General features: G+C 71.0%; 23 protein-coding genes and 4 tRNA genes. 15 read left to right on the top strand and 12 right to left on the bottom strand.

The window, feature by feature from the left end:
• Window positions 1-38 precede the first annotated feature (38 nt).
• The 4 genes from purD (at window position 39) to ACZ5C2_RS08260 (ending at window position 6,365) form a co-directional block, all read left to right on the top strand.
• A complete protein-coding gene (gene purD, locus ACZ5C2_RS08275; protein WP_468787888.1) occupies window positions 39-1,292 on the top strand; it encodes a phosphoribosylamine--glycine ligase in 1,254 nt (417 codons plus the stop codon).
• A gap of 288 nt (window positions 1,293-1,580) precedes the next feature.
• A complete protein-coding gene (locus ACZ5C2_RS08270) occupies window positions 1,581-3,563 on the top strand; it encodes a M48 family metalloprotease (protein ID WP_468787886.1) in 1,983 nt (660 codons plus the stop codon).
• A gap of 265 nt (window positions 3,564-3,828) precedes the next feature.
• Window positions 3,829-5,346 (top strand): N,N-dimethylformamidase beta subunit family domain-containing protein, encoded by a 1,518-nt coding sequence (locus tag ACZ5C2_RS08265; protein ID WP_468787884.1) that lies wholly within the window; start codon window positions 3,829-3,831, stop codon window positions 5,344-5,346.
• A 119-nt stretch (window positions 5,347-5,465) separates the two neighbouring features.
• Window positions 5,466-6,365, top strand: a complete 900-nt coding sequence (locus tag ACZ5C2_RS08260) for a phosphoribosylaminoimidazolesuccinocarboxamide synthase (RefSeq protein WP_468787882.1) — start codon at window positions 5,466-5,468, stop codon at window positions 6,363-6,365.
• Window positions 6,366-6,439: 74 nt separating this feature from the next.
• Here the strand turns inward: ACZ5C2_RS08260 and ACZ5C2_RS08255 are convergent.
• The 8 genes from ACZ5C2_RS08255 to ACZ5C2_RS08220 all read right to left on the bottom strand — a co-directional run bounded on the left by ACZ5C2_RS08255 (window position 6,440) and on the right by ACZ5C2_RS08220 (window position 11,359).
• Window positions 6,440-6,512: transfer RNA gene (locus tag ACZ5C2_RS08255), tRNA-Gly, on the bottom strand.
• Between the two features lie 22 nt (window positions 6,513-6,534).
• Window positions 6,535-7,155: a response regulator gene (locus tag ACZ5C2_RS08250; RefSeq protein ID WP_468787880.1), complete on the bottom strand. Its 621-nt coding sequence runs from the start codon at window positions 7,153-7,155 to the stop codon at window positions 6,535-6,537.
• The gene (locus ACZ5C2_RS08245) at window positions 7,152-8,417 is read right to left on the bottom strand and encodes a sensor histidine kinase (RefSeq protein WP_468787878.1); all 1,266 of its coding nucleotides are present in this window, start codon (window positions 8,415-8,417) and stop codon (window positions 7,152-7,154) included. The genes ACZ5C2_RS08250 and ACZ5C2_RS08245 overlap by 4 nt, the downstream gene beginning before the upstream one ends.
• 248 nt (window positions 8,418-8,665) lie before the next feature.
• Window positions 8,666-9,442, bottom strand: a complete 777-nt coding sequence (locus ACZ5C2_RS08240; protein WP_468787876.1) for an ABC transporter permease — start codon at window positions 9,440-9,442, stop codon at window positions 8,666-8,668.
• Window positions 9,439-10,401, bottom strand: coding sequence for an ABC transporter ATP-binding protein (locus ACZ5C2_RS08235; protein ID WP_468787874.1), 963 nt, complete (start codon window positions 10,399-10,401; stop codon window positions 9,439-9,441). The genes ACZ5C2_RS08240 and ACZ5C2_RS08235 overlap by 4 nt, the downstream gene beginning before the upstream one ends.
• 219 nt (window positions 10,402-10,620) lie before the next feature.
• Window positions 10,621-10,693: transfer RNA gene (locus ACZ5C2_RS08230), tRNA-Gly, on the bottom strand.
• Window positions 10,694-10,772: 79 nt separating this feature from the next.
• Window positions 10,773-10,844, bottom strand: a tRNA-Gly gene (locus tag ACZ5C2_RS08225).
• A gap of 197 nt (window positions 10,845-11,041) precedes the next feature.
• Complete coding sequence (locus tag ACZ5C2_RS08220; RefSeq protein ID WP_399985936.1) at window positions 11,042-11,359, bottom strand: Lsr2 family protein; 318 nt, start codon at window positions 11,357-11,359, stop codon at window positions 11,042-11,044.
• A gap of 354 nt (window positions 11,360-11,713) precedes the next feature.
• Between ACZ5C2_RS08220 and purS the strand changes: the two genes are divergently transcribed.
• The 9 genes from purS to purM all read left to right on the top strand — a co-directional run bounded on the left by purS (window position 11,714) and on the right by purM (window position 20,742).
• Window positions 11,714-11,977 carry a phosphoribosylformylglycinamidine synthase subunit PurS gene (purS, locus tag ACZ5C2_RS08215; RefSeq protein WP_468787870.1) on the top strand — a complete coding sequence of 88 codons (264 nt, stop codon included), beginning with the start codon at window positions 11,714-11,716 and terminating at the stop codon, window positions 11,975-11,977.
• Entirely contained in the window at window positions 11,974-12,654 is a 681-nt protein-coding gene (purQ, locus tag ACZ5C2_RS08210) for a phosphoribosylformylglycinamidine synthase subunit PurQ (RefSeq protein WP_468787868.1), read from the top strand. The genes purS and purQ overlap by 4 nt, the downstream gene beginning before the upstream one ends.
• Window positions 12,651-14,909: a phosphoribosylformylglycinamidine synthase subunit PurL gene (gene purL, locus ACZ5C2_RS08205; RefSeq protein ID WP_468787866.1), complete on the top strand. Its 2,259-nt coding sequence runs from the start codon at window positions 12,651-12,653 to the stop codon at window positions 14,907-14,909. The genes purQ and purL overlap by 4 nt, the downstream gene beginning before the upstream one ends.
• Before the next feature lie 111 nt (window positions 14,910-15,020).
• Window positions 15,021-15,521 (top strand): ArsR/SmtB family transcription factor, encoded by a 501-nt coding sequence (locus ACZ5C2_RS08200; protein WP_468787864.1) that lies wholly within the window; start codon window positions 15,021-15,023, stop codon window positions 15,519-15,521.
• 52 nt (window positions 15,522-15,573) lie between these two features.
• Window positions 15,574-16,410: a M23 family metallopeptidase gene (locus ACZ5C2_RS08195; RefSeq protein WP_468787862.1), complete on the top strand. Its 837-nt coding sequence runs from the start codon at window positions 15,574-15,576 to the stop codon at window positions 16,408-16,410.
• A gap of 9 nt (window positions 16,411-16,419) precedes the next feature.
• The gene (locus ACZ5C2_RS08190; RefSeq protein WP_468787860.1) at window positions 16,420-17,217 is read left to right on the top strand and encodes a maleylpyruvate isomerase family mycothiol-dependent enzyme; all 798 of its coding nucleotides are present in this window, start codon (window positions 16,420-16,422) and stop codon (window positions 17,215-17,217) included.
• Window positions 17,218-17,266: 49 nt separating this feature from the next.
• The gene (locus ACZ5C2_RS08185; protein ID WP_468787858.1) at window positions 17,267-18,052 is read left to right on the top strand and encodes an META domain-containing protein; all 786 of its coding nucleotides are present in this window, start codon (window positions 17,267-17,269) and stop codon (window positions 18,050-18,052) included.
• A gap of 62 nt (window positions 18,053-18,114) precedes the next feature.
• Window positions 18,115-19,641 (top strand): amidophosphoribosyltransferase, encoded by a 1,527-nt coding sequence (purF, locus tag ACZ5C2_RS08180; protein WP_468787856.1) that lies wholly within the window; start codon window positions 18,115-18,117, stop codon window positions 19,639-19,641.
• 33 nt (window positions 19,642-19,674) lie between these two features.
• Complete coding sequence (gene purM, locus ACZ5C2_RS08175; RefSeq protein WP_468787854.1) at window positions 19,675-20,742, top strand: phosphoribosylformylglycinamidine cyclo-ligase; 1,068 nt, start codon at window positions 19,675-19,677, stop codon at window positions 20,740-20,742.
• A gap of 132 nt (window positions 20,743-20,874) precedes the next feature.
• On the opposite strand, the gene ACZ5C2_RS08170 is transcribed toward purM, so the two are convergent.
• Both ACZ5C2_RS08170 and ACZ5C2_RS08165 read right to left on the bottom strand, forming a co-directional pair.
• Window positions 20,875-21,123: a DUF3073 domain-containing protein gene (locus ACZ5C2_RS08170; RefSeq protein ID WP_468787852.1), complete on the bottom strand. Its 249-nt coding sequence runs from the start codon at window positions 21,121-21,123 to the stop codon at window positions 20,875-20,877.
• 318 nt (window positions 21,124-21,441) lie between these two features.
• Entirely contained in the window at window positions 21,442-22,539 is a 1,098-nt protein-coding gene (locus ACZ5C2_RS08165) for a Leu/Phe/Val dehydrogenase (protein ID WP_468787850.1), read from the bottom strand.
• A gap of 249 nt (window positions 22,540-22,788) precedes the next feature.
• On the opposite strand from ACZ5C2_RS08165, the gene ACZ5C2_RS08160 reads away from it, so the two are divergent.
• On the top strand, window positions 22,789-23,631 hold the full coding sequence (locus tag ACZ5C2_RS08160) for a DUF8083 family protein (RefSeq protein ID WP_468787848.1): 843 nt from the start codon (window positions 22,789-22,791) through the stop codon (window positions 23,629-23,631).
• A 539-nt stretch (window positions 23,632-24,170) separates the two neighbouring features.
• On the top strand, window positions 24,171-24,377 hold the full coding sequence (gene bldC, locus ACZ5C2_RS08155; RefSeq protein WP_003949541.1) for a developmental transcriptional regulator BldC: 207 nt from the start codon (window positions 24,171-24,173) through the stop codon (window positions 24,375-24,377).
• Between the two features lie 438 nt (window positions 24,378-24,815).
• Here the strand turns inward: bldC and ACZ5C2_RS08150 are convergent, their stop codons facing one another.
• On the bottom strand, window positions 24,816-25,004 hold the full coding sequence (locus ACZ5C2_RS08150) for a DUF6274 family protein (RefSeq protein WP_468787846.1): 189 nt from the start codon (window positions 25,002-25,004) through the stop codon (window positions 24,816-24,818).
• A 295-nt stretch (window positions 25,005-25,299) separates the two neighbouring features.
• A tRNA-Asp gene (locus ACZ5C2_RS08145) sits at window positions 25,300-25,374 on the bottom strand.
• Window positions 25,375-25,379 lie beyond the last annotated feature (5 nt).

Here is a 25,379-nt window from a genome sequence, read left to right as displayed (position 1 = left end):
ACAAAGGGAGCCCGCCGTCTCCCGTTAGGCTGACCCCCGTGAAGGTCCTCGTCATCGGCAGCGGCGCCCGCGAACACGCCCTGTGCCACTCCCTGTCCCTCGACCCCGATGTCACCGCGCTGCACTGCGCGCCCGGCAACGCCGGCATCGCCGAGGTCGCCGAGCTGCACCAGGTCGACGCCCTCGACGGCGCGGCGGTGTCCGCGCTGGCCGTGCGGCTCGGCGCCGACCTCGTGGTGGTCGGCCCGGAGGCACCCCTTGTCGCCGGTGTCGCCGACGCCGTACGCGACGCGGGCATCCCGGTCTTCGGCCCCTCCAAGGAGGCCGCGCAGCTCGAGGGCTCCAAGGCCTTCGCGAAGGACGTCATGGCGGGAGCGGGCGTGCCCACCGCCCGCAGTTACGTCTGCACGACACCCGAGGAGGCCGACGCCGCCCTCAAGGCGTTCGGCGCCCCGTACGTCGTCAAGGACGACGGGCTCGCGGCCGGCAAGGGTGTCGTCGTCACCGGCGACATCGAGGCGGCCCGCGCCCACGCCGGAGGCTGCGACCGCGTGGTCATCGAGGAGTACCTCGACGGTCCCGAGGTCTCCCTCTTCGCGATCACCGACGGCGAGACCGTCGTGCCGCTCCAGCCCGCCCAGGACTTCAAGCGCGCGCTGGACGGCGACGAGGGCCCGAACACCGGCGGCATGGGGGCGTACTCCCCGCTGCCGTGGGCCGATCCGAAGCTGGTCGACGAGGTCGTGGAGACGGTGCTGCAGCCGACCGTCGACGAGATGCGGCGCCGTGGCACCCCGTTCTCCGGCCTGCTCTACGCCGGTCTGGCGATCACCTCGCGCGGTGTCCGTGTGATCGAGTTCAACGCCCGCTTCGGCGACCCCGAGACCCAGGTGGTCCTGGCCCGGCTGAAGACCCCGCTGGGCGGCATCCTGATGGCCGCGGCCACCGGCAATCTCGCCCATCTGGAGCCGACGCGCTGGAGCGAGGAGGCCGCGGTCACCGTGGTCGTCGCCTCGCACAACTACCCCGGCACCCCCCGTACCGGTGATCCGATCACCGGCCTGGACGAGGTCGCCGCCCAGGACGCCCCGCACGCGTACGTACTGCACGCCGGGACGAAGCTCGAGGGCGATGCGGTCGTCAGCGCGGGCGGGCGCGTGCTGTCCGTCACGGCGACCGGCAAGGACCTCACCGAGGCCCGCGACCGCGCCTACCGCGCGGTGTCCCGTATCGGCCTCGACGGCTCCCAGCACCGCACGGACATCGCGGCGAAGGCGGCGCGGGACGCGTAGCAGGAGGGCCGGTCCGCTCCCCGGCACCGATGAACCCCGCAGGCCCCGGATCCGTCTCAGAATCCGGGGCCTGACCCTTGCCCTGCGTCATCCACCTTTCCCCAGAGCCATTCCATCGAGTGAGCGATAGGCCATCCGGCTGACGTGAACCGGGGCCCCAACTAGGGTGCCGCGCAAGCGTTCCGGCACTTGGCCCACCGGCATTGCGATGTCAGTGACGGGTGCCACAGTGGGGGCATGGGCAACGCCAGGACAGCATCCGGAGCCGGGAGGGGGTGACGTCGGACCATGAGCGGAAGCCGTACGCGGGCAGCGGGAGCGGAGGCACCGAGCGCGCGTTCCCGGGCGCTGGCGGTGCTGCGGGTCCGCAGCCGGGCGCTGGCCGTCGCACTGCTGCCGACCGCCGTCGCCGTGATCCTGCTCGTCGGCGGCTCCACCGGCCATCTCCCGGGCGCCGGCTGGGATCTCGCCCGCCGGCTCCTGACGCCCGTCGCTCTGCTCGTCCTGCTCCTCGCCGCCGGAGTCGCCCTGGTCGTCGCCCGGGCGCGGCCCGCCGTGAGCCCTACGGTGCCGGTCGCCGAGGAGGCGGCCCCCGACCTGTACCGGATGGTGCGTGACCTGGCCGACCGCCTCGACGTCCCGGCTCCTTCCTCGATAGCGCTCACCCCGGACTGCGACAGCTGGCTGGAGGACCGCACCCACCCGGCTCACGGCCCCCCGCCGGCCGAGGAGCACGGCGACATAGCGGGCGCGGGGCGGCCTTCCCGCGGGACGCCCGCCGCACCCGTGCTGGTGATCGGCTCCCCGTTCCTGTGGTGGATGCGCGTGGGCGAGCTGCGCGCGGTCCTCGCCCCGGTCGTCGCCGGTACGGGACCGTCGGCGCACCCGGACATAGCCGCCGCCCGGCGCTTCGTCCAAGGGCTGGACGCCGCCGTGGCCGTGACGTCGGCACCGCGCCGCGGGCCGGTGGTCCGCGGGGTCCTCGCGGGCGTCGGCCGGGTGGTCCGGCTGCTGCTGCGCGGGTGCCGGGAGCATGCCGCCGAGATGGAGCGCGGGGTCGCCGCCGCGGCGGCCGACCGTGCACAGGCTGTGGACTACGGACTGCGGATCGTCGCCCAGGAACAGGTGGGCCTGGCGTACGCGGGCTGGGACCGGCTGCTCACCCGGGTCGCGCTGCCCGCCTGGCGGATGGGCCGCTGGCCGTCGCGGCTCAACGCGGGGGTGGTGGCGGCGCTCACCGAACTGTCCCGCCGCGACCGGCTGGCGGAGGGCTTCACCTCCCGCCTCGGTGAGCGTCCCGCCTGTGACCTGCTCGAAGAGCCCGGTGCGATGGATGAGGCCGCGTCGCTGCTCGCCGCCCGTCTTTTCCACGGCGGGCCCGCGGAGACCGGCCCGGACTGGTCGCCGGTCCACTGGGGCGACTACCCGGAGGAGGTCGTCGACCGCAAGTGGCGCGCCGACGCCGCCCGTCTCCACCGGATCCTGGACGCCCTCCACGTACCCGCGCCCGCTCCGGGAGAGCCCTCGGCCCCGGACGGCCCGACCCTCACCCGCATCCTCGCCCACCTGACGACCCGGCCCGCGCCCGGGGAACCGGCGGCGCCCCGGGAGACGGCGCCGTTCTCGCCGTCGGCCCCGTCCACGGAGCCCACCCGACTGACCGGGCCTGCCGCCTCGGAGGAGGCCCCTGCCCCGTTTGGCGAGCACGGTTCCGGTCTCGCGCCGTCGTCCGGCTCCGGTTCGGGTCCTTTCGGCCCCGGCCCCGGTTCCGGTCCCGGCCCCGTCGGGCCCGGCCCCGACCTCGCCCCCGTACTGGACGACGACGAGGACCTCTCCGGTACCACCGCTCGCAGCGCCGCACTGGCCGCCGGGCTCAGTGCCGAGCTGGCGCGTGAGGCCCTGGCGGCCTCCGCCGCGGCCCACGCCTCCGCCGCGCGCCCGGACGGCACCGCGCCCCCCGGCGCCCCCGACCCCGCCGCCCAGCGCGACGACCGCGCGCTCCCCCTCTTCCCGCTCCAGTCCCCGCGCACCGCCCGTGAGCTGCTCGCCGACCACATCACGGCGATGGTCTGCTGCGCCGCGATGGACACCGCGGGCGCCGCCCCGGGGCTCGACTGGCTCGACGGCCCGACACTGCTCCTGGGCGGCGTTCGGGCGGCTGACCTGTCCCCCCAGGTCCTGGCCCTGATCGAGGACGGCGATCCCTCCGACCTCCGTCTGTGGCTGACCCGGCACGGCATACGCCCCGAGAAACCGGTACGGCTCGTCTGAGCCCGCGACCCCCGCTCCACGCCACCCCAGGCCACCCCAGGCCACCCCACGCTTCCCGGAGCTCAGTCTTCCGCTTTCGGTCAATTCAGAACGAACGGTGACGGACTGCGTGCGTTATGTGATGTGCTTGGACCGTTCGAACTCACTGGCAAGAGCTCGCGACAGACGACAAGCACATGACTGACGCCAGACCTCACCCGTCGGGCGACTGCCGAACAGCACCGCGCACCGCACCGCAACGGGGCCACGAGGGAGGGGAGCGCTCATGGGCTCGGAGCAGATCCGCCGTTGGGAGTCGGGAGCACTGGCGCACGCCGTGAACGATCCCTTCGGACAGGGCCCCCTGCCGTGGCTGCGGGGCAGCGAGACCTACTTCGGCGACACCGGCCGGATCGTCCCCTGGTACATGGACCCGGACCCGGTACCGCACACGGACCGGGCCACGGCCCGTATCCCCGGGCAGGGCGGTATCGGGGTCCCCACCCCCCGCTCCTCCGGCGGCCCCCGCGCCGCCGACGACGTGCGCCGCCAGATCAAGGGCTTCACCTCCACCGGTGCCGTCGCCCCCGGCGAAGCCATCGACTTCCACGTCACCGTCGACCCGCCCCAGGAGTTCGGCGTCGACGTCTACCGCATCGGCCACTACAGCGGTCACGGCGCCACGAAGATCACCTCCAGCCCGCGCCTGTCCGGCATGGTGCAGCCCCCGCCGCTCACCGCCGACCGCACCGTCTCCTGCCACCACTGGTGGCTGTCCTGGCGATTACCCGTCCCGTCGTACTGGAGCGTCGGCGCGTACGTCGCCGTGCTCACCACGGCCGACGGCTACCGCTCGCACATCCCGTTCACCGTGCGCGACAACCGCCCGGCGGACCTCCTCCTCGTCCTGCCCGACGTCACCTGGCAGGCCTACAACCTCTACCCGGAGGACGGCCGCACCGGCGCCAGCCTCTACCACGCCTGGGACGAGCAGGGCAGGCTCCTCGGTGAGTCCGACGCCGCCACCACCGTCTCCTTCGACCGCCCCTACGCGGGCGCCGGCCTGCCGCTGCACGTCGGGCACGCCTACGATGTCATCCGATGGGCCGAGCGCTACGGCTACGACCTCGCCTACGCCGACGCCCGCGATCTGCACGCCGGCCGTGTCGACCCCGCACGTCACCGTGGCCTGGTCTTCCCCGGCCACGACGAGTACTGGTCGGCGCCCATGCGCACCGCCGTGGAACGCGCCCGCGCGCACGGCACGTCCCTGGTCTTCCTCTCCGCCAACACCCTGTACTGGCAGGTGGAGCTCGTCCCCTCCCCGTCCGGCCCGAACCGCCTGCTGGCCTGCCGCAAACGCCAGGGCCCGGGAAAACCGGTGCTGTGGCGGGAGATCGACCGCGCGGAGCAGCAACTGCTCGGCATCCAGTACGCCGGTCATGTGCCGCGGCCGCACCCGCTGATCGTCCGCAACGCGGACCACTGGATGTGGGAGGCGACCGGCGCCCACGAGGGCGACGGCATCGAGGGCATGGTCGTGGGCGAGGCCGACCGTTACTACCCGCGCACCCCGCTGCCCGAGCACGAGGAGCGCGTCCTGCTCGCGCACTCCCCCTACACCGACCGGAAGGGCGCCCGGCGCCACCAGGAGACCTCCCTCTACCGGGCCCCCTCCGGAGCCTGGGTCTTCGCCGCCGGCACCTTCGCCTGGTCCCCGGCGCTGGACCGCCCGGGCCATGTCGACCCCCGGATCCAGCGCGCCACCGCCAACCTCCTGGACCGCATCTGCAAACGCGACTGACCCCCGGCCGCGGCCGTTCGTCCCATACGGGAGAATCGAGTCACTGGGCCCGCCCGACTCCCACCGCCGCCCTGTGGGAGCCCCGCGGGCGCTCCTTTGTTCAACCACGGGGAGGAACCGTGTCCGGATTCGTCGAAAAGCCCGAACCGATCCAGGTTCCGGGCCTGGTGCACCTGCACACCGGCAAGGTGCGCGAGCTGTACCGCAACGAGGCGGGCGACCTCGTGATGGTCGCCAGCGACCGTATCTCCGCCTACGACTGGGTGCTGCCGACCGAGATCCCCGACAAGGGCCGGGTGCTCACCCAGCTGTCCCTGTGGTGGTTCGACCAGCTCGCCGACCTGCTCCCCAACCATGTCCTCAGCACCGAACTCCCGGCCGGCGCCCCCGCCGACTGGGCGGGCCGCACCCTGGTCTGCACATCGCTGAACATGGTCCCCGTGGAGTGCGTGGCCCGCGGCTACCTCACCGGCTCGGGCCTCGCCGAGTACAACGAGTCCCGTACGGTCTGCGGCCTCGCCCTCCCCGAGGGCCTGGTGGACGGCTCGGAACTGCCCGCCCCGATCTTCACCCCGGCCACCAAGGCCGCCGTCGGCGAGCACGACGAGAACGTGTCCTACGAGGAGGTCGCCCGCCAGGTCGGCGCGGACACCGCGGCCCGGCTGCGCCAGGCGACCCTCGCCGCCTACTCCCGTGCCCGCGACATCGCCCGCGACCGGGGGATCGTCCTCGCGGACACGAAGTTCGAGTTCGGCTTCGACGGCGAGACCCTGGTCATCGCCGACGAGGTGCTCACCCCGGACTCCTCCCGCTTCTGGCCGGCCGAGCAGTGGGAGCCGGGCCACGCACAGCCCTCGTACGACAAGCAGTTCGTACGGGACTGGCTCACCTCCGCCGAGTCGGGCTGGGACCGCGGGAGCGAGCAGCCCCCGCCGCCGCTGCCGCAGCACGTGGTGGACGCCACCCGGGCCAAGTACGTGGAGGCGTACGAGCGGTTGACCGGCACCACCTGGAGCTGAACGCACGAAGCCGGGCCCCCGGGGGCCCGGCCCATGACAAAGGCCCCGGTCGACGACCGGGGCCTTTGATCCTGAGCGAACGACGAGGTTCGAACTCGCGACCTCAACCTTGGCAAGGTTGCGCTCTACCAACTGAGCTACGTTCGCATGCGCCGTGGCGCGACCTCCACTATACCCAACCTCGCTCCCGTGCGAGGCGCACCGCCGCATGCCGGTTCTCGGCCCCGAGCTTCGAGGCGGCCGAGGAGAGATAGTTGCGCACGGTCCCCTGGGACAGCGCGGCCCGCTCCGCGATCTCCGCCACCGGCGCGCCGTCCGCCGCCAGCTCCAGCACCTCGGCCTCGCGCACGGTCAGCGGGGAGTCGCCGGCGGCGATTGCGTCGGCGGCCAACTCGGGGTCGACATAACGGTTTCCCGCGTGCACCGTGCGGATGATCTCCGCGAGGTGCTGGGCACTGACGGTCTTGGGGACGAACCCGCGTACTCCCGCGGCGAGCGCCCGCTTCAGATGCCCCGGACGCCCATGACTGGTCACGATCAGCACCCGGCAGTCGGGCAGCTCGGCCCGCAGGGATGTGGCGACCTTCACACCGTCCGCGCCGGGCATCTGCAGATCCAGTACGGCCACGTCGGGGCCGTGCGCCCGGGCCATCGCCAGTGCCTCCGGCCCGGTGGCCGCCTCGGCGACGACCGTCAGGTCGTCCTCGAGCGACAGCAGCGCGGCCAGTGCGCCCCGGATCAGATGCTCGTCGTCGGCCAGCAGCAGCCGCACGGGCCGAGGGCCGGTCACGGTGTCGCCTCACTCACCGGATCGGGGGCGCCGACGGCGGGAGCGGCCTCGCCGGAATGTGCGGGCAGGGGGACCTCCACGGTCAGCAGGAACCGCCCGTCCCCGGTGGGACCGGCCCGCAGCGTCCCCCCGATCTCCGCCAGCCGCTCGCGCAGCCCGATGAGCCCGGACCCCCCGCCCGAGCCGCCGGACTGGGGCACCCCGTCGTTCTCCACCGTCAGCACCACACGCCCCTTCCGTACCCCTAGTTCCATCCCGCACCACCGCGCGTCCCCGTGCCGCAGCACATTGGTGGCGGCCTCCCGCACCGCCCATCCGAGCGCGGACTGCACCGGCGCGGGGAACCCGGTCACCGGTCCGGTGACCGTGCAGTCGATACCGGCGGCGGTCAGTACACCCTGCGCGCCCGCGAGTTCGCTGCCGAGGTCGGCCTCGCGGTAGCCGCGTACGACGTCGCGCACCTCTCGCTGGGCCTCGTGCGCGAGCCGTTGTACCTCGACCATCTGGGTCACTGCCTCCGGCCGCTCCCGCTGGGCCAGTTGGACGGCCAGTTCGCTCTTCAGCGCGATCACCGCGAGGTTGCGACCCATGACGTCGTGCAGGTCCCGCCCGAACCTGAGCCGCTCCTCGGCGACGGCGAGCCGGGCGCGGGTCTCACGTGCCTCGTCCAGTTCGTAGACGGCGTTGAGCAGCCAGACGGAGAAGGCGGAGGTGAAGGCGAAGAATCCGCCGCCGGCCAGCACGACCAGAGCGGTGACCAGAGCGACGGCCCAGGACTGTGTGACGGCCCAGGACACCACTCCCGCACCCGCCGCGAAGGCCGCCACCATGGCGGTCATCCGCTCGCGCTCGCGCATGCCGATGGCCGTCGTACCGGCGCCGAAGACCATCGTGATCGCGAAGATCCCGCCGGCGGCGCCCTCCACCTCACCGCCGCCGGGGCTCTGCCGGGCGATGACGAGCGTGACGGCGGCCACCAGCACGGTCGCGGCACCGAACGACCACAGCGTCCGGACCGGCCGGTTCCGCTGGCCGCGATGCCAGTCCAGGGCGCGCGAGCCGGTCACACCGCAGACCACGCTGTGCACGGCCGCCAGGGCCACCAGCATCAGGGCCGGCCGCCGCTGCTCCACCTGCCCGATCACCGGCCCGATCGCCACCGACAGCTCGGTCAACGCGAGCATGTGGAACGACCACCGGGTGTACGTCTCGAACTTCGCCGGTGTGCTCTTGCGCCCCCACCAGCCGCCGGGCCTGTTCATCTCCTCGTGCTCCCTGCCCCAGGTCGTGTACGGCGGATCGTGCCGGAGACGCGGAGGGTCTGTCGCGTGCTCGCCCCGCTGTCCCAGAGGAGGGGGAGGCGCCCCCGGCGGCCTCGCCGCCGGTTGCCGGCTCCCCGTCCGACTGCTCCCCCGCCTCGCGGCCGCATGCGGCGCACCCTGCTCACCTGGTGCAGCAAAGGGCCCTCGGTTCTCTCCGGCCCGGTCCGCCGGACAGGCCCCGGCCCGTGTCAGTGCCTCGGCTCCCAGCGGAACCAGCGTCGTACAGCAAACACCGCGAACACGATCCAGGCCACCGCCACCGTCACGGCTCCCAGCGTCTCGCCGGCCGACAGGTCGCCGGTGAAGCCGCCGCGCACCAGGGTCATCACGGGGGTCAGCGGCAGCAACTCGCAGAAGGTGGCGACCCGCTCGGGAAGAATCTCCAGGGGGATCATCATCCCGGAGGCGAGCATCGAGAGGAACATCACCGGCATCGGCGTGACCTGCGCGCTCTCGCTGGTCCGGGTGAAGCTCGCGGTGACGGCCGCGAGCGCCGCGCACAGCACCACACCCAGCAGCAGGCCCAGCACTGACAGGTGGACGGCGGGCGGGGCCGCCATGTCCAGCAGGACCGCACAGCCGGCGGCCAGCAGCAGCGACTGCACCAGACCCGTCGAGGCAGCCGGCAGCGCGGAGCCGGCCAGGATCTCGGCGTCCCGCAGCTCTCCGGTGCGCAACCGCTTGAGGACGAGTTCCTCGCGCCGGGCGACGAAGGAGCCGACGAGCGCCGCGTAGACGGCGAACAGGAGGGAGAAACCGATCGCGGCCGGCAGCACCATCGTGCCGAGGGTGAGCCCGACCTCGGCGAGGTCCATTTCCTTGGCCGCCTCACGCACGCTGAACGGCAGCACGAGCGGCACGAACAGCGCGGCGACGAGCGTACCCTTGCTCCGCCCGAGCAGGGTCAGTTCAGCCCGGGCGAGCGCGCCCATCCGGCTGATCGGGGTGGTCACGGTCGTGCTCATGCCGCGTACTCCTTCGTCGCGGTCGCCCCTGCGGACGCCTCCTTGGCGATCCTGAGGAACGCCTCCTCCAGGGACGCCGACCGCACGTCCAGCCGGCGCAGCTCCACCCCGGTGTCCCGCGCCCACACCAGCAGCTCCGTGGCCACCCGCTGCAGTTCGTGGGTGCGGAGCCGGACGGTCCGGCCGTCGACCGTGTGGTCGCTCACGCCCAGCTCGTCGAGCGGCGGCAGGTCGCCCACGAAGTAGCCCTCGGGCAGTTCGAAGGTGATCCGGGACGGTTCGGAGGCGGTCACCTCGGCCGGGGTGCCGGTGACGGCGATGCGGCCCTCGCGCATGATCGCGATCCGGTCGGCGAGGAACTCGGCCTCTTCGAGGTAGTGCGTGGTGAGCAGCACGGTCGTACCGCGGTCGCGCAGCGCGTTCACCAACTCCCAGGTCTCCCGTCGGCCTTCGGGATCGAGTCCGGTGGTCGGCTCGTCGAGGAAGAGCACCTCCGGATCGCCGAGCAGGGCGAGCGCGAGGTCCAGGCGGCGCCGCTGGCCCCCGGAGAGCTGCTTCACGCGGACGCCGGTCTTCGTCTCCAGCCCGACCAGCGTCAGTACTTCCCGCTCCGGCCGGGCCCCACTGACACAGCCCGCCCACATCCGGGCGGTCTCGGCGACGGTCAGCTCGGAGGGGAAGCCCCCTTCCTGGAGCATCACGCCGGTGCGGGGCCGCACGGCGGCGCGCTCGGTGTACGGGTCGTGGCCGAGGACCCGGATCCGCCCGCCGGCCGGGGCGGCGAGGCCCTCCAGCAGCTCGACGGTGGAGGTCTTGCCCGCTCCGTTGGTGCCCAGCAGGGCGAAGATCTCGCCGCGCCGCACGGAGAAGCCGATCCCGCGCACCGCTTCGAACCCGCCCCCGTAGACACGTCGCAGGTCGGTGACCTCAATCACGTGTTCGTGTCCGTTCGTTTCCATGCCTCGATCATCCCGGTAACCCGGACGCCTGGGCAGTGCGGGCTGTCATCACGGGACATGACAAATGTCAGAGGGCATTCCGGACCGGCACTCACCGGACGGACGCTCACGGGAAGAACGGCGCTCATGGAGGGCCACTCATGGGGTCCCACTCGTGGAGGGCCACTAGTGTCAGGGCGCGACAAAGGCCCCGGTCAATGACCGGGGCCTTGATCAAAGAGCGGACGACGAGGTTCGAACTCGCGACCTCAACCTTGGCAAGGTTGCGCTCTACCAACTGAGCTACGTCCGCATTGCCTCCGACCGGCTCTCACCGATCGGCGCGGGCACCAGTCTACCTGATCGACAAGGATGCCCGGTAGGCGATGCAGAGCGGGTGACAGGAATTGCACACTGCGCCTTCCCCCTGGAAGGGGGATGTTCTACTACTGAACTACACCCGCATGTACTCCGTGAGCCCGGCCTTTCGGCCTTGCCCCTCGGCGTGCTCCAGACTCTAACTGATCAGCGGGGGTGCTGCGCAAGTCGGTTGCCGTGAGGGGTGGGTGACCGGCCGTCGGGCGGGTCACCCGAACGGGCTCGGGGTGCGTCACCCTGTCGGGTCCGGGGTCCGCACCCCGCCGAGCCCGGCCGGCCCGGCTCACCGTGCCGCGGCGAACGCCTCATAGACCTTCTTGGGGATCCGTCCCCGCGCGGGGACGTCCATCCGGTTCGCCTGGGCCCAGGCACGCACGGCGGCCGGGTCGGGGGCGACCTCCGTCTGCCGGTACGCCTTGCCGGAGCGCGACCGCTTGCGGCCGGCGTCCACGTAGGGCTCGAGCGCCTTCCGCAGTTTCCTGGCATTGGCTTCATTGAGGTCGATCTCGTACGACTTGCCGTCGAGTCCGAAGGCGATCGTTTCCGCCGCTTCCGAGCCGTCGATGTCGTCAAAGAGAGTGACCACGACCTTCTGCGCCACGAATATCGGTCCCTTCGTGTGACACCTCTCGTCCGTACGTCCGTGATGACGTGCCGGTACGTCGCCGAGATGTCGGCTGTTCGCCCTGTAATCGGGCAAAGTGTCTGCTAATGACAATTCATTTGTACAGTGCTCGGCAATGCATTGTGAAGCCTGACTAAATCTGTCCGCGTGTCTGCGGCGCAATAGCGTTGTACGAGTGAAGGCTGATCTTTCCCGGATTTTTTCCCTGCGGCCTCCCCGCGATGCCGAATCGTGATCGTGGTCACGTAGATTCCTACAACTCTACTCGCGTAGAAATTTTGTGCGGGTAGTCTGAAGGGACCTGCTCAGCACCACACACCGGGAGTGCCAGTGGCACGCGTCGTAGTCGACGTCATGCTCAAGCCGGAGATCCTCGACCCCCAGGGCCAGGCGGTGCAGCGCGCACTGCCGCGACTGGGTTTCGAAGGGATCTCGGACGTCCGTCAGGGAAAGCGATTCGAACTGGAAGTTGACGGGCCGGTCGACGAGGCCGCGCTCGCGCGTATCCACGATCTTGCGGAATCCTTCCTCGCCAACACCGTGATCGAGGACTTCACCGTCCGCGTGGAGAACGTCGCGGAGGCCGTGAAGTGACCGCTCGTATTGGCGTCGTCACTTTCCCCGGCAGCCTGGACGACCGGGACACGCAGCGCGCGATCCGCGTCGCCGGCGCCGAACCCGTCGCCCTCTGGCACAAGGACAAGGATCTCAAGCAGGTCGACGCCGTGGTGCTCTGCGGTGGCTTCTCGTACGGCGACTATCTCCGCGCGGGCGCCATCGCACGCTTCTCGCCGGTGATGGACACCCTCATCGACCAGGCCCGGGCCGGCCTGCCGGTGCTCGGCATCTGCAACGGTTTCCAGATCCTCACCGAGGCGCACCTGCTCCCCGGCGGCATGCTGGGCAACGACCACCTGCACTTCATCTGCCGCGACCAGAAGCTGCGGGTGGAGAACGCGGACACCGCCTGGACCACGGACTACACGGCCGGGCAGGAGATCCACATCCCGCTGAAGAACATGGACGGCCGCTACGTCGCCGATCAGCGGACGCTGGACGAGCTGGAGTCCGAGGGCCGCGTCGCGTTCCGTTACATGGACTTCAACCCGAACGGCTCGCTCAACGACATCGCCGGCATCACCAACGCCGCCGGCAACGTCGTCGGCCTGATGCCGCACCCCGAGCACGCCGTCGAGTCGCTGATCGGTACGGGCCGTACCGACGGCCTGCCGTTCTTCACCTCGATCCTCAAGAAGCTGGTCACCGCATGAGCAAGACGCCTCTGGACACGGTCGAGCACGCGGCCGCGACCCCCGAGGTCGAGCTGCCCTGGGCCGAGCTCGGCCTGAAGAAGGACGAGTACGAGCAGGTGGTGGAGATCCTCGGCCGCCGCCCGACCGGCGCCGAGCTCGCCATGTACTCGGTGATGTGGTCCGAGCACTGCTCGTACAAGAGCAGCAAGGTCCACCTGCGCCAGTTCGGTGAGAAGGCCCCCGAGTCCGAGGCCCTCCTCGTCGGCATCGGCGAGAACGCCGGTGTCGTCGACGTCGGCCAGGGCTACGCGGTCACCTTCAAGGTCGAGTCGCACAACCACCCGTCGTACGTCGAGCCCTACCAGGGTGCGGCCACGGGCGTCGGCGGCATCGTCCGCGACATCATCGCGATGGGCGCCCGCCCGGTCGCGGTCGTGGACCCCCTGCGCTTCGGCGCCGCGGACCACCCCGACACCAAGCGCGTCCTCCCGGGCGTCGTCGCCGGCATCGGCGGCTACGGCAACTGCCTGGGCCTGCCCAACATCGGCGGCGAGGTCGTCTTCGACGCCTGCTACCAGGGCAACCCGCTGGTCAACGCCGGTGCCATCGGTGTCATGCGGCACGAGGACATCCACCTCGCCAAGGCGTCAGGCGCCGGCAACAAGGTCATCCTCTACGGCGCCCGCACCGGCGGCGACGGCATCGGCGGCGCGTCGATCCTGGCGAGCGAGACGTTCGACGACGCCAAGCCGTCGAAGCGCCCGGCGGTCCAGGTCGGCGACCCCTTCCAGGAGAAGCTCCTCATCGAGTGCACCCTGGAGGCGTTCGCCGAGAAGCTGGTCGTCGGCATCCAGGACCTCGGCGCGGCCGGCCTGTCCTGCGCCACCTCCGAGCTGGCCTCCAACGGCTCCGGCGGCATGCGCGTCACCCTCGACGACGTACCGCTGCGCGACTCCACGCTCTCGCCCGAGGAGATCCTCATGAGCGAGTCGCAGGAGCGCATGTGCGCGGTCGTGGAGCCGGAGAAGGTCGACCGCTTCCTCGAGATCTGCGACAAGTGGGACGTCATCGCCACCGTCATCGGTGAGGTGACCGACGGCGACCGGCTGGAGATCTACTGGCACGGCGGAAAGATCGTCGACGTCGACCCGCGCACCGTCGCCCACGACGGCCCGGTCTACGAGCGCCCCTACGCCCGCCCGTCCTGGCAGGACGAACTCCAGGCGGACGACGCGAACAAGCTGCCCCGCCCGGCGACGGGTGACGAGCTGAGGGACCAGGTCCTCCGGCTCGTCGGCTCGCCCAACCAGGCCTCCAAGCAGTGGATCACCCAGCAGTACGACCACTTCGTGCAGGGCAACACCGTCCTCGCCCAGCCCGAGGACTCCGGCATGATCCGCATCGACGAGGCGTCCGGTCTCGGCGTCGCGATCGCCACCGACGGCAACGGCCGCTACGCCAAGCTCGACCCCTACACGGGCGCCCAGCTGGCCCTCGCCGAGGCCTACCGCAACGTGGCGACGACCGGCGCCAAGCCGCTCGCCGTCTCCGACTGCCTGAACTTCGGCTCGCCGGAGGACCCGGCGGTCATGTGGCAGTTCGCCGAGGCCGTTCGCGGTCTCGCCGACGGCTGTCAGCAGCTCGGCACCCCGGTGACCGGTGGCAACGTCTCCCTCTACAACCAGACGGGCGAGGCCGCCATCCACCCGACGCCGGTGGTCGCGGTCCTGGGTGTCATCGACGACGTGGCCCGCCGCACGCCGGTCGCGTTCCAGGAGGACGGCCAGCTGCTGTACCTGCTCGGTGACACCCGTGAGGAGTTCGGCGGCTCGGCCTGGTCCCAGGTCGTCCACGACCACCTCGGCGGCCTGCCGCCCAGGGTCGACCTGGAGCGTGAGCGGCTGCTCGGCGAGATCCTGATCTCCGCGTCCCGCGACGGCATGATCGACTCCGCGCACGACCTGTCGGACGGCGGTCTGGTCCAGGCGGTCGTCGAGTCGGCGCTGCTCGGGGAGAAGGGCGCGCGTCTGGTCGTGCCCGACGGGCTCGACGCCTTCACCTTCCTGTTCTCCGAGTCGGCCGGTCGCGCGGTCGTCGCCGTGCCGCGCTCGGAGGAGCTCCGCTTCAACGACATGTGCGGTGCGCGCGGCCTCCCGGCCACCCGTGTCGGTGTCGTCGACGGCGACACCATCGAGGTCCAGGGCGAGTTCGCGCTCACCCTGACCGAGCTGCGCGAGGCCCACGAGGGCACGATCCCGGCACTTCTGGCCTGATCCGCCCGCCCCTTCCGTACGAAGCCCCCGCCCGGTCGGGGGCTTCGGCGTGTCGAGGCCATTGCCGAAAGGCCCTTGCGCGAGATTACGTAGTTACGTAATCTCGAAGACGTGGAACTCGAAGAGCGCATGACCGAGCTCGAACGCCGGCTGGCGGCACTGGAGGCGGCCGACCGCGCCGCCCCCGGCCTGGGCGAGGGCGACTTCTGGGCCCTGGAGGGTCTGAAGCAGCAGCTCGCGGAGCTGAAGGCGGCCGACGGGGGCGTGCTGTTCACCGGTGTGGTCCGGATGCCGACCGGCGAGCAGTACGAGTGGCAGCACGGCGCCCTGACCGAGGGGCTGCTGGCCTACGAGTGGCCGGACGCCGCCGAGGCGCTCGCCGCGCTCGGCCATCCGGTACGGCTCCGGCTGCTCCGCGAGACAGTCGGTGGCCGCCGCACCGCGGCCGAGCTGGCGGAGCTGGAGGGGATCGGCACGACCGGCCAGATCTACCACCATCTGCGCCAGCTGACCGGCGCCGGCTGGCTGCACACCACCGGCCGGGGTCGTTACGAGGTACCGCCCGGCCGGGTCGTACCCCTGCTGGTGACGCTGTCGGCGGCGCGGCCCTGACCACGGCCGGGCACCGAGGGCAACGGTCCGGCACCGAGGACGAGGGGGAAGCATGTCCGCACGCAAGATCGCCATGATCACTTTCCGGGGCCTGCAGCTCGGCTTCATCGGACTGGTGACCGCACACATCGCCTTCGGCTGGGGCTACGGCTGGTGGTGGAACCTCCTGGTGCTGGCCCTGGCCTACGCCGTGGTCATCACGGTGAACCGGTGGGGCGGTGCCCCGGACGCCCCGGGTGTCGCCCGTGAGCCCGTCGAGGTCGCCCCGCCCGTCACCGGCCGCTGGTCCGCGCTGAACAGCCCGGCCGACCGCACTCCGAGCCACGGAGTGCACGCCTACGGCCAGACCTACGCCATCGATGTCGTGGCCGAGCCGGAGCCGGGTGCCCGTCCCGGCTTCTCCGCGCTGTGGCCGCTCACCCGCCGCCCTGGCGCGTTCCCGGCGTTCGGTGTTCCGCTGCGCGCCGTCGCCGACGCCCGGGTCGTACGGGTGCACGACCGGCAGCGCGACCATCTCAGCCGGGGCTCGCTGCCCGCGCTGCTGTACCTGATGCTGATCGAGGGCTCGCTGCGCGAGATGGCGGGAGTCCACCGGATCCTCGGCAACCACCTCGTACTGGACCTCGGTGACGGGATCCACGCGGCCTACGCCCACGTGAAGCGCGGTTCCTTCACGGTGCGCGAGGGCGACCGGGTGCGCGCCGGGGAGGTAGTCGCCGCCTGCGGCAACTCCGGCAACTCCAGCGAGCCCCACCTGCACTTCCAGCTGATGGACGGCCCCGACCCGGACACCGCGCGCGGCATCCCGTTCACCTGGCGCGGCATAGGCGTCCCCCGCAACGGCGAGGTGTTCGACGTACCCGAACCGGCAACGGTCGGTCCCGCATAGGCTGCCGCCATGCCCCCGGCCAAGAAGCGCACCCGCTCCTACGACCCCGCGAAGACCCGCGCCGCCGTGCTGGCCCAGTTCGGGAACGTGCGGGCGGCGGTCCGCACCCTCACCCCGCAGCAGCTCACCCTGCCCACCCGGCTCGGGGACTGGACCGTACGGGAGCTGGTTGCGCACCTCGGGATGGCGCTCACGGCCGTGGACCGGCTGCTCGACGAGCCGGAGCCCGCACGGCAGGACGGGCACCTGCTCGACTGGCCGGCCGCCATCGCGGCCGACGCCGGCGCCATCGCCGGCACCGCCCGCCGGCTCGCGGCGGACCACCCCGGTCTCGACGCCCATCTCGCGGACGTCGAACAGCGCTTCACCGCCCGACTCGACACCCACCCGGACAGCAGGCTGCTCCCCACCAGCGCGGGCGCCCTGCCGCTGGCCGACTACGTCGTCACCCGCACCGTGGAACTCGTCGTCCACACCGACGACCTGAACGCCGCCGTCCCCGGCCTGGACGTCCCGTACGACCGTCGGGCCGTCGCCGCCTGCACCCGGCTGCTGGCCGACGTGCTCGCCGCGAAGGCACCCGGTCGGTCGACGGAGGTGCGGATACCGCCGTACGCGGTCGTGCAGTGCGTCGAGGGACCGAGGCACACCCGGGGCACCCCGCCGAACGTCGTCGAGACCGACCCGCTGATCTGGCTCCGGCTGGCCTGCGGCCGGACCGCCTGGCAGGACGCCGTGGCCGCCGCCGAGGTGAGCGCGAGTGGAGAGCGGGCGGACCTCGGACCGTATCTGCCGCTGCTGGCATGAGCCGGGGACGGAGGGGGAACCACCCGCTCCCCGTCCCCGTCCCATCGGCATGTACAGGCAGAAGCACCAGCAGCGCATGATCCTGACGGCCGCCGCCGTGCTCATCGTTCCGCTCGCGGCGGCCTGTGGCAGTGAGAAGGCGGACGCCGGCAGCGGCAGCGCGGAGGCGGCGGAGCCGGTCACCGGCATCCGCTGGACCATCGACGGCGTCACCGTCGACGGCACCACCCACCGTGCCCCCGACGGAGCGAACCTCACCCTGGAAGAGGACGGCCGGGCCACCGGAGACTACGGGTGCAACCTGTTCAAGGGCCGTGTCACCTTCGACGGCGACCGCATCCGGTTCGACGACCGGGAAACCACCCTGCGGGCCTGCTCCGAGAAGATCATGGACTTCGAGAGCACCGTGGCCCGCGCCCTCGGTGACGGCGCCCTGAAGACCGAGGTGGACGACGGCCGCCTCACCCTCACCACCGGGTCCGGCGACACCGTCCGCCTCAGCAGGACCGAGGACAGCCCGCTGTACGGCACCCAGTGGACCGTCACCACCCCCGCCCTCGACCACCGCGCCCACCTCACCTTCGACAAGGTGGAGGGCACCGTCGCCGGCAGCCTCGGCTGCAACCGTGTGACCGCCGACGCCACCGTGCGCGACGGCCGTATCACCCTCGGCGTGCCGGGCATGACCCGAATGATGTGCGAAGACTCACTCATGGCCGGCGAGAAGACGCTGACGAAGCTGTTCAGCGGCACCGTGAGCTATGAGATCGACGGCCGGAACCTCACGCTGACCAGCGAAAACGGCACCAGTGTCCGGGCCGTCGCACAGCGCTGATCCACCGCCGGGGGCATATTCCGCATTCGGACCAGTGGTCGATCTCGCCTACACTCGGAGGCGTGCCACGTGGTGACGGACGACTCAACCACGACCTGCTCCCCGGTGAGAAGGGCCCCCAGGACGCTTGTGGCGTCTTCGGTGTCTGGGCTCCGGGCGAAGAGGTCGCCAAGCTCACGTACTTCGGGCTGTACGCCCTCCAGCATCGGGGCCAGGAATCCGCGGGTATCGCGGTCAGCAACGGCTCCCAGATCCTCGTCTTCAAGGACATGGGCCTGGTTTCCCAGGTCTTCGACGAGACCTCTCTCGGTTCGCTCCAGGGTCATATCGCGGTCGGTCACGCCCGCTACTCGACCACGGGCGCCTCCGTATGGGAGAACGCCCAGCCGACGTTCCGCGCCACCGCGCACGGATCCATCGCGCTCGGCCACAACGGCAACCTGGTCAACACGGCGCAGCTCGCCGACCTGGTCGCCGAGCTCCCCAAGGAGAACGGCCGCGCCCCCAAGGTGGCGGCCACCAACGACACCGACCTGATCACCGCCCTGCTGGCCGGCCAGCGTGCCGCCGACGGCGAGCCGGTGACCGTGGAGCAGGCCGCACACGTGGTCCTCCCCAAGGTCAGGGGCGCCTTCAGCCTCGTCTTCATGGACGAGAACACCCTCTACGCGGCCCGCGACCCGCAGGGCATCCGCCCGCTGGTCCTCGGCCGTCTGGAGCGCGGCTGGGTCGTCGCCTCCGAGTCCGCCGCCCTCGACATCTGCGGCGCCAGCTACGTGCGAGAGATCGAGCCGGGCGAGTTCGTCGCCATCGACGAGAACGGACTGCGAACCTCTCGATTCGCGGAAGCGAAGCCCAAGGGCTGTGTCTTCGAGTACGTGTACCTGGCCCGCCCGGACACCGACATCGCCGGCCGGAACGTGTACCTCTCGCGCGTCGAGATGGGCCGCCGCCTCGCCAAGGAGGCCCCGGCCGAGGCCGACCTCGTCATAGCGACCCCGGAATCGGGCACCCCGGCCGCCATCGGCTACGCGGAGGCGTCCGGCATCCCCTTCGGTGCCGGCCTGGTCAAGAACGCGTACGTCGGACGCACGTTCATCCAGCCCTCGCAGACGATCCGCCAGCTCGGCATCCGCCTGAAGCTGAACCCGCTCAAGGAAGTCATCAAGGGCAAGCGCCTGGTCGTGGTCGACGACTCGATCGTCCGCGGCAACACCCAGCGCGCCCTGGTCCGCATGCTCCGCGAGGCGGGTGCGGCCGAGGTCCACATCCGGATCTCCTCGCCGCCCGTGAAGTGGCCCTGCTTCTTCGGCATCGACTTCGCCACCCGCGCCGAGCTCATCGCCAACGGCATGACCATCGACGAGATCGGCACCTCACTGGGCGCCGACTCCCTGTCGTACATCTCCATCGACGGCATGATCGAGGCGACCACCATCGCCAAGCCGAACCTGTGCCGCGCCTGCTTCGACGGTGAGTACCCGATGGAGCTGCCCGACCCCGAGCTCCTCGGCAAGCAGCTCCTGGAGACCGAGCTGGCCGCCGGCACCGCCGCCCCGGCCGCGGTCGACGCGATCCGCCGCCCGTAAGCCCTGACGGACGACACGAAAGCTCTCACAGCCATGTCCCAGAACACTGGTGCCAGCTACGCAGCGGCGGGCGTCGACATCGAAGCGGGCGACCGCGCGGTCGAGCTGATGAAGGAATGGGTGAAGAAGACCCGGCGCCCCGAGGTCCTCGGCGGCCTCGGCGGATTCGCCGGCCTCTTCGACGCCTCCGCCCTGAAGAACTACGAGCGCCCCCTGCTCGCCTCCGCCACGGACGGCGTCGGCACCAAGGTCGACATCGCGCGGCAGCTGGGGGTCTACGACTCCATCGGCCACGACCTGGTCGCCATGGTCATGGACGACATCGTGGTGTGCGGCGCCGAGCCGCTGTTCATGACCGACTACATCTGTGTCGGCAAGGTCCACCCCGAACGGGTCGCCGCCATCGTCAAGGGCATCGCCGAGGGCTGCGTACTGGCCGGCTGTGCCCTGGTCGGCGGTGAGACGGCCGAGCACCCCGGTCTGCTGGGCCCGGACGACTTCGACGTCGCCGGCGCCGGTACGGGTGTCGTGGAGGCCGACCGTCTGCTCGGCCCGGATCGCATCCGTACGGGCGACGCGGTGATCGCCATGGCGTCCTCGGGACTTCACTCCAACGGCTACTCCCTGGTTCGGCACGTGCTGCTGGACCGCGCGGGGCTCGCCCTGGAGGCCCGGATCGACGAGCTGGGCCGCACCCTCGGCGAGGAGCTCCTGGAGCCCACCAAGATCTACTCCCTGGACTGCCTGGCGCTGATGCGCACCACCGAGGTGCACGCCTTCAGCCATGTCACCGGCGGCGGCCTCGCGGCCAACCTGGCGCGCGTGATCCCCGACGGGCTGCACGCCCACGTCGACCGCTCCACCTGGACGCCCGCACCCGTGTTCGACCTCGTCGGACGGACCGGTGCGGTCGAGCGGCTGGAGCTGGAGAAGACGCTGAACATGGGCGTCGGCATGATCGCGATCGTGCCGCAGGAGTCCGCCGACGTGGCCCTCACGACGCTGGCCGACCGCGGGGTGGACGCCTGGGTGGCCGGTGAGATCACCGACCGCGGCGAGCACACCACGGGCGCGGCCCTGGTCGGTGACTACGCGAACTGAGCACCGGGACGCTGCCCGCACGGTGAGCGGGCGGGCAGCGCACCGGACCGTGGGAGCGGTCCGGAATTCCCGGGCAACACTGAACCCGGCCGGTGACCGGGGTCACCTACCGGGTTCATGCTCAGCGCAAGGTCAAGCGCCGCGACGTTGCCCCGGGGACGGGCCGTCCCCGCTCTCGTCGTCGTCCTCATAGAGGTCGGCGTACCGTGCGTACAGGTCGTCGTCTTGCTCATCGTCCTCGAAAGGCTCACCGTTCGGTGGCTGATTCGATGGCGATGCACCCAGCTCTTCGGCCAGGCGTGAGAGGTCAGTCCCACCGCTGTTGTACTTCAGCTGGCGGGCGACCTTCGTCTGCTTGGCCTTGGCCCGGCCGCGCCCCATGGCTCGACCCCCTCAACGACGGGGCTCGACGGCCCCAGAGTCTTGACACGCGTTCATGGTCCGGAACGGGCTCTCCGTGAAGAGACCGGTCCGTAGGGCTCCCACGGTACCTGAGCCCGCGCCCATACGGTACGTCGCCCGCACGACGTGCCCGTGCCCAGGGGTGTCGAAGCGCCCTGTTCTTGCTGGTCAACCGCGATTTTCACCACTTATCGGCGGTCGACCCGCCGAGAGAAGTGAGAGTTCTCTCCAAGTGCCCTCCGGCGGGTACCGCTCAGACGTGCGAGGGCGGCCCGATCCGGGCCGCCCTCTTCCTTCTCAACGGACCGGACGCGCCTCCGCCATCCGCTGCTCGGCGATCCGGTCGGCCGCGGCGGCCGGCGGAATCCCGTCTTCCTTCGCACGTGCGAATATGGCGAGCGTGGTGTCGAAGATCTTCGACGCCTTCGCCTTGCACCGGTCGAAGTCGAACCCGTGCAGCTCGTCGGCGACCTGGATGACACCGCCGGCGTTCACCACGTAGTCCGGTGCGTAGAGGATCCCGCGGTCGGCGAGGTCCTTCTCCACACCCGGGTGGGCGAGCTGGTTGTTGGCGGCGCCGCAGACCACCTTGGCGGTCAGCACCGGCACGCTGTCGTCGTTCAGCGCCCCGCCGAGGGCGCACGGGGCGTAGATGTCCAGGCCCTCGGTGCGGATCAGCGCGTCGGTGTCGGCCACGGCCGACACGCCCTGGGGGTGACGGTCGAGGATCCGCCGTACGGCGTCCTCGCGCACATCGGTGATCACGACCTCGGCCCCCTCGGCCCGCAGGTGTTCCACCAGGTGGTGGCCTACCTTGCCGACGCCCGCGATGCCGACCTTGCGGTCGCGCAGCGACGGGTCGCCCCACAGGTGCTGGGCGGCGGCCCGCATGCCCTGGTAGACACCGAAGGAGGTGAGTACGGACGAGTCGCCCGCGCCGCCGTTCTCGGGGGATCGGCCGGTGGTCCAGCGGCATTCGCGGGCCACGACGTCCATGTCGGCGACGTAGGTGCCGACGTCGCAGGCGGTGACGTACCGGCCGCCGAGTGAGGCGACGAACCGGCCGTAGGCCAGCAGCAGCGCTTCCTTCTGCGCGGGCTCGAACCGCTCCGGGTCGCCGATGATCACGGCCTTGCCGCCGCCGTGGTCGAGACCGGCCATGGCGTTCTTGTACGACATCCCGCGCGCGAGGTTCAGCGCGTCGGCGAGAGCCTCCTCCTCGGAGGCGTACGGGTAGAAGCGCGTACCGCCGAGGGCCGGGCCCAGGGCGGTGGAGTGGAGGGCGATGACGGCCTTGAGGCCACTGGCACGGTCCTGACAGAGCACGACTTGCTCGTGGCCCCCCTGGTCCGAGCGGAACAGGGTGTGCAGGACGCCGTCAGATACGTCGGTCACTGTGGTGACTCCTGAGTAAGTAGCGGCGGGTGGGGTCGGCTCCCGTGGGGTCCCCCCACGCTTGTGGCAGAGGGGAGGGCGGCGGGGGCTGTGAGCACGAGATTAGATCCTGATGCGCCGGACGGCGGCACCGTGTCCCGTATCACCTCCGTCCGGAGTACCGCCGTGCGGCGGTTTGCCTCGGTTTCCCACCCGTCCGAGCGGGTGCCGGGCAGGTTTTCGCAGCGGTCCGCGGGGGAGGGAGCAGGGGTGCCCAAGGTGTCCTCGGTGACCGTCCCCTACGCGACCTACTTGCGCGTGTACGAACCGCTGGCCGCCTTCCCGGAACCGGAACGCGACCACTGGACCCGGTACGCACGCCGCCCCGACCGCCCGTCCTACCAGGACGAACTCCGTCGGTCGCTGGCCGACCTGGCACCGACCCCGCCGGTGCCGGTGCCCGTGCACGAGAGTGACGACGCGTTCGTCCTGGAGGCGGACGGCGTGGTCTGCGTCTGTCCGTGGCGCACCCGGCTGCGCGGCTGGCAGGCCCTGGGGGAACTCGCCGAGGAGTTCCCGCTGCCGGTTCTGGACGCCCTGCTGCCCCCGGTCGTACGGCACCAGGCCACCCAGGACTACGAACGCTGGCTGGCCGGACATCCCGACGCCCGGCCGTGGATCCGCACCGCGACCTGGCAGGTGCCGATCAACTGGTTCGTGCTGGTCGCGGACGACGAGCGGGAGTACGACAGGGGCTCCCCCGGTGAGGCGCCGGTCCTGCGCTATCGCACCCCCATGGTCCAGGCCCGCCGGCGGGTGGCACGCGGGCTGCGGGCGCTGCGGGACGCCATGGACGAGAACCTGCTGATCGACGGACTCGTGGACGTCGGACGCTGGCTGGAGGAGTTCCACCCGCGCTCGCTGGTGGAGCTGGACTACGGCGGACTGGTGCACGCCCTGCCGGCCGGCTCCCTGGAGGGCGACCACTCGGCGGCGGACGTGGCCGAAGGGATCGCGGCGCTGCGGCGCGGCGACGAGGAGGGCGCCGGGGCGGCCTACGGGCGCCTCGTGGAGCGCTGGAGGTCGGTGCGTGACCTGCGCTCGGCGAACTGACGTTTGACCAAACGCCCTTCTTGGGGTTTTGTCGTCGCCCTGAGGATCCTGAGGTTCCGTCAGTGCGGCCCCGGCAACGGACGTAGATGCCGATCCGGGCGTATGCCCCAAGGGCGTCAAGCGTGACGGACCACACTTACGGGCCCCTTGCGCCACTTGCCCACCCTCATGCCAAAATAGGACAAGGAGTCCGGGGAGGACTCCTCCGTCCTACTGTGCTCAACTATGGGCGGAATCTCAGCATTGCACGCTTTGGGTGGTCTGGTGACTCCTGATCGCTGCTGTGACTGATCGTCACAGCAGCGTGACTGTCCGCTATGGCATGGTCCATCGGCTTCCGCGGCTGATGAACACCTGGGAGGGCAATTCCATCGGTTTGGCCGACGCGGCTGGACGGATGGTGTAGTTGTAGTGCCGAGGACAAGCCGTTCGTCCTATAACCGACTCGACCCGCGTCCACCATTTCGGGCAACGCGGGTCAAGGTGCAGAATTTAGAGGAATGAACCGAGAAGGTTCGGTTCTCCCGAGGAGGCCGCTCATGACCGCTCGCACCCCTGATGCCGAGCCGCTGCTGACCCCGGCTGAGGTCGCCACCATGTTCCGCGTCGACCCGAAGACGGTCACGCGCTGGGCGAAGGCCGGCAAGCTCACGTCGATCCGCACGCTCGGCGGGCACCGCCGCTACCGCGAAGCCGAGGTCCGCGCACTGCTCGCGGGCATTCCGCAGCAGCGCAGCGAGGCCTGAACAACTGCATGAACCGGGCACAACCGGCTGGTCCCCCACTGGTCGAGGCGCCCGGGAATCTCAGCTCCAAGCGACGCGGGGACTGCCCCAACAGACCCCTCGCCCCAGCAGATCAGAGCTTTCCAGGTAACTGAACAAGGGCGCGTCGTCGATCGCGCTGGACTCCGCCGGGTCCAGCGCGATCTTTTTTGTGCGCTGCTGGTGGGCCGGGCGGTGCCCGTGACAAGGCTCGGGGGGTGCTCCGTGCGCGGGCTTGTCGGACTCTGGGGGCGGCTGTGGGATCGTCTCCGTGCCGGTCGGCGCGGACCTCGGTGAGTGGTGCAATTGCACATATTAAATTGACCTGTTGTAGGTCAGGCGTAAGTACCGCACTTCCCGAAACTCATGCGGTGACACCCGTCACATGCCAGTCGCCTTGTTGGGCCTGTGGCATATGCGCTAGAGCGAACGTCCGTTGGGGGCGGGTTGTTCCCCGGAGGGTTCCGACGGGTGGGGCGGAGGATCCGGCGTGAGCCGCAACAGGCGGTGGCAGATGGGGCAGTGACGCATCAGATGCCGGTAGGAGGACGCGGCCGACAGATGGGCACGGAGTAACGCCCGCGTCTCGTGCCTGGCCGATCCCGCCATGCGCCACCTCCAGGGGCTCCGTGGAGTCGTGCCCCGCCTCCTGGGGTACCGAGGGATGGGGTGGGCCCGTCAAGACGGCGTAGAGCCGCAGAGAGGCGCACAGTGCCCCGACGCACGCAAAGGAGCCCGGGTGAGGACCCGGATCCTTCGTGCGGAAGTCCCACACCCGTCACGGGTCGGCCGTCGGGCGGCGATACACCCGCTGTGCGCGTCTCCGCCGCGGGGCGCGGCCGATGCGGCGACGGCGAACGCGGAAGGCCCGCGGTCCCTTGCGGGTGCGGGCCTTCCTTTGCTGCGGTCCTGACGGGATTTGAACCCGCGGCCTCCACCTTGACAGGGTGGCGAGCACTCCAAACTGCTCCACAGGACCAGGTT

The sequence above is a fragment of the Streptomyces sp. NPDC031365 genome (assembly GCF_055569765.1).
The sequence above is the reverse complement of the archived record's forward strand: the minus strand, read 5'-3'. Positions and strand labels throughout refer to the sequence as shown.

Bases quoted from the DNA above. Each gene is read 5' to 3' on its own strand.
- ACZ5C2_RS08270 (WP_468787886.1), top strand. From the start codon at position 1,581: ATGAGCGGAAGCCGTACGCGGGCAGCGGGAGCGGAGGCACCGAGCGCG.
- ACZ5C2_RS08265 (WP_468787884.1), top strand. From the start codon at position 3,829: ATGGGCTCGGAGCAGATCCGCCGTTGGGAGTCGGGAGCACTGGCGCAC.
- ACZ5C2_RS08245 (WP_468787878.1), bottom strand. From the start codon at position 8,417: ATGAACAGGCCCGGCGGCTGGTGGGGGCGCAAGAGCACACCGGCGAAG.
- ACZ5C2_RS08240 (WP_468787876.1), bottom strand. From the start codon at position 9,442: ATGAGCACGACCGTGACCACCCCGATCAGCCGGATGGGCGCGCTCGCC.
- ACZ5C2_RS08235 (WP_468787874.1), bottom strand. From the start codon at position 10,401: ATGGAAACGAACGGACACGAACACGTGATTGAGGTCACCGACCTGCGA.
- purL (WP_468787866.1), top strand. From the start codon at position 12,651: ATGAGCAAGACGCCTCTGGACACGGTCGAGCACGCGGCCGCGACCCCC.
- ACZ5C2_RS08195 (WP_468787862.1), top strand. From the start codon at position 15,574: ATGTCCGCACGCAAGATCGCCATGATCACTTTCCGGGGCCTGCAGCTC.
- ACZ5C2_RS08190 (WP_468787860.1), top strand. From the start codon at position 16,420: ATGCCCCCGGCCAAGAAGCGCACCCGCTCCTACGACCCCGCGAAGACC.
- ACZ5C2_RS08185 (WP_468787858.1), top strand. From the start codon at position 17,267: ATGTACAGGCAGAAGCACCAGCAGCGCATGATCCTGACGGCCGCCGCC.
- purM (WP_468787854.1), top strand. From the start codon at position 19,675: ATGTCCCAGAACACTGGTGCCAGCTACGCAGCGGCGGGCGTCGACATC.
- ACZ5C2_RS08170 (WP_468787852.1), bottom strand. From the start codon at position 21,123: ATGGGGCGCGGCCGGGCCAAGGCCAAGCAGACGAAGGTCGCCCGCCAG.
- bldC (WP_003949541.1), top strand. From the start codon at position 24,171: ATGACCGCTCGCACCCCTGATGCCGAGCCGCTGCTGACCCCGGCTGAG.
- ACZ5C2_RS08150 (WP_468787846.1), bottom strand. From the start codon at position 25,004: ATGGCGGGATCGGCCAGGCACGAGACGCGGGCGTTACTCCGTGCCCAT.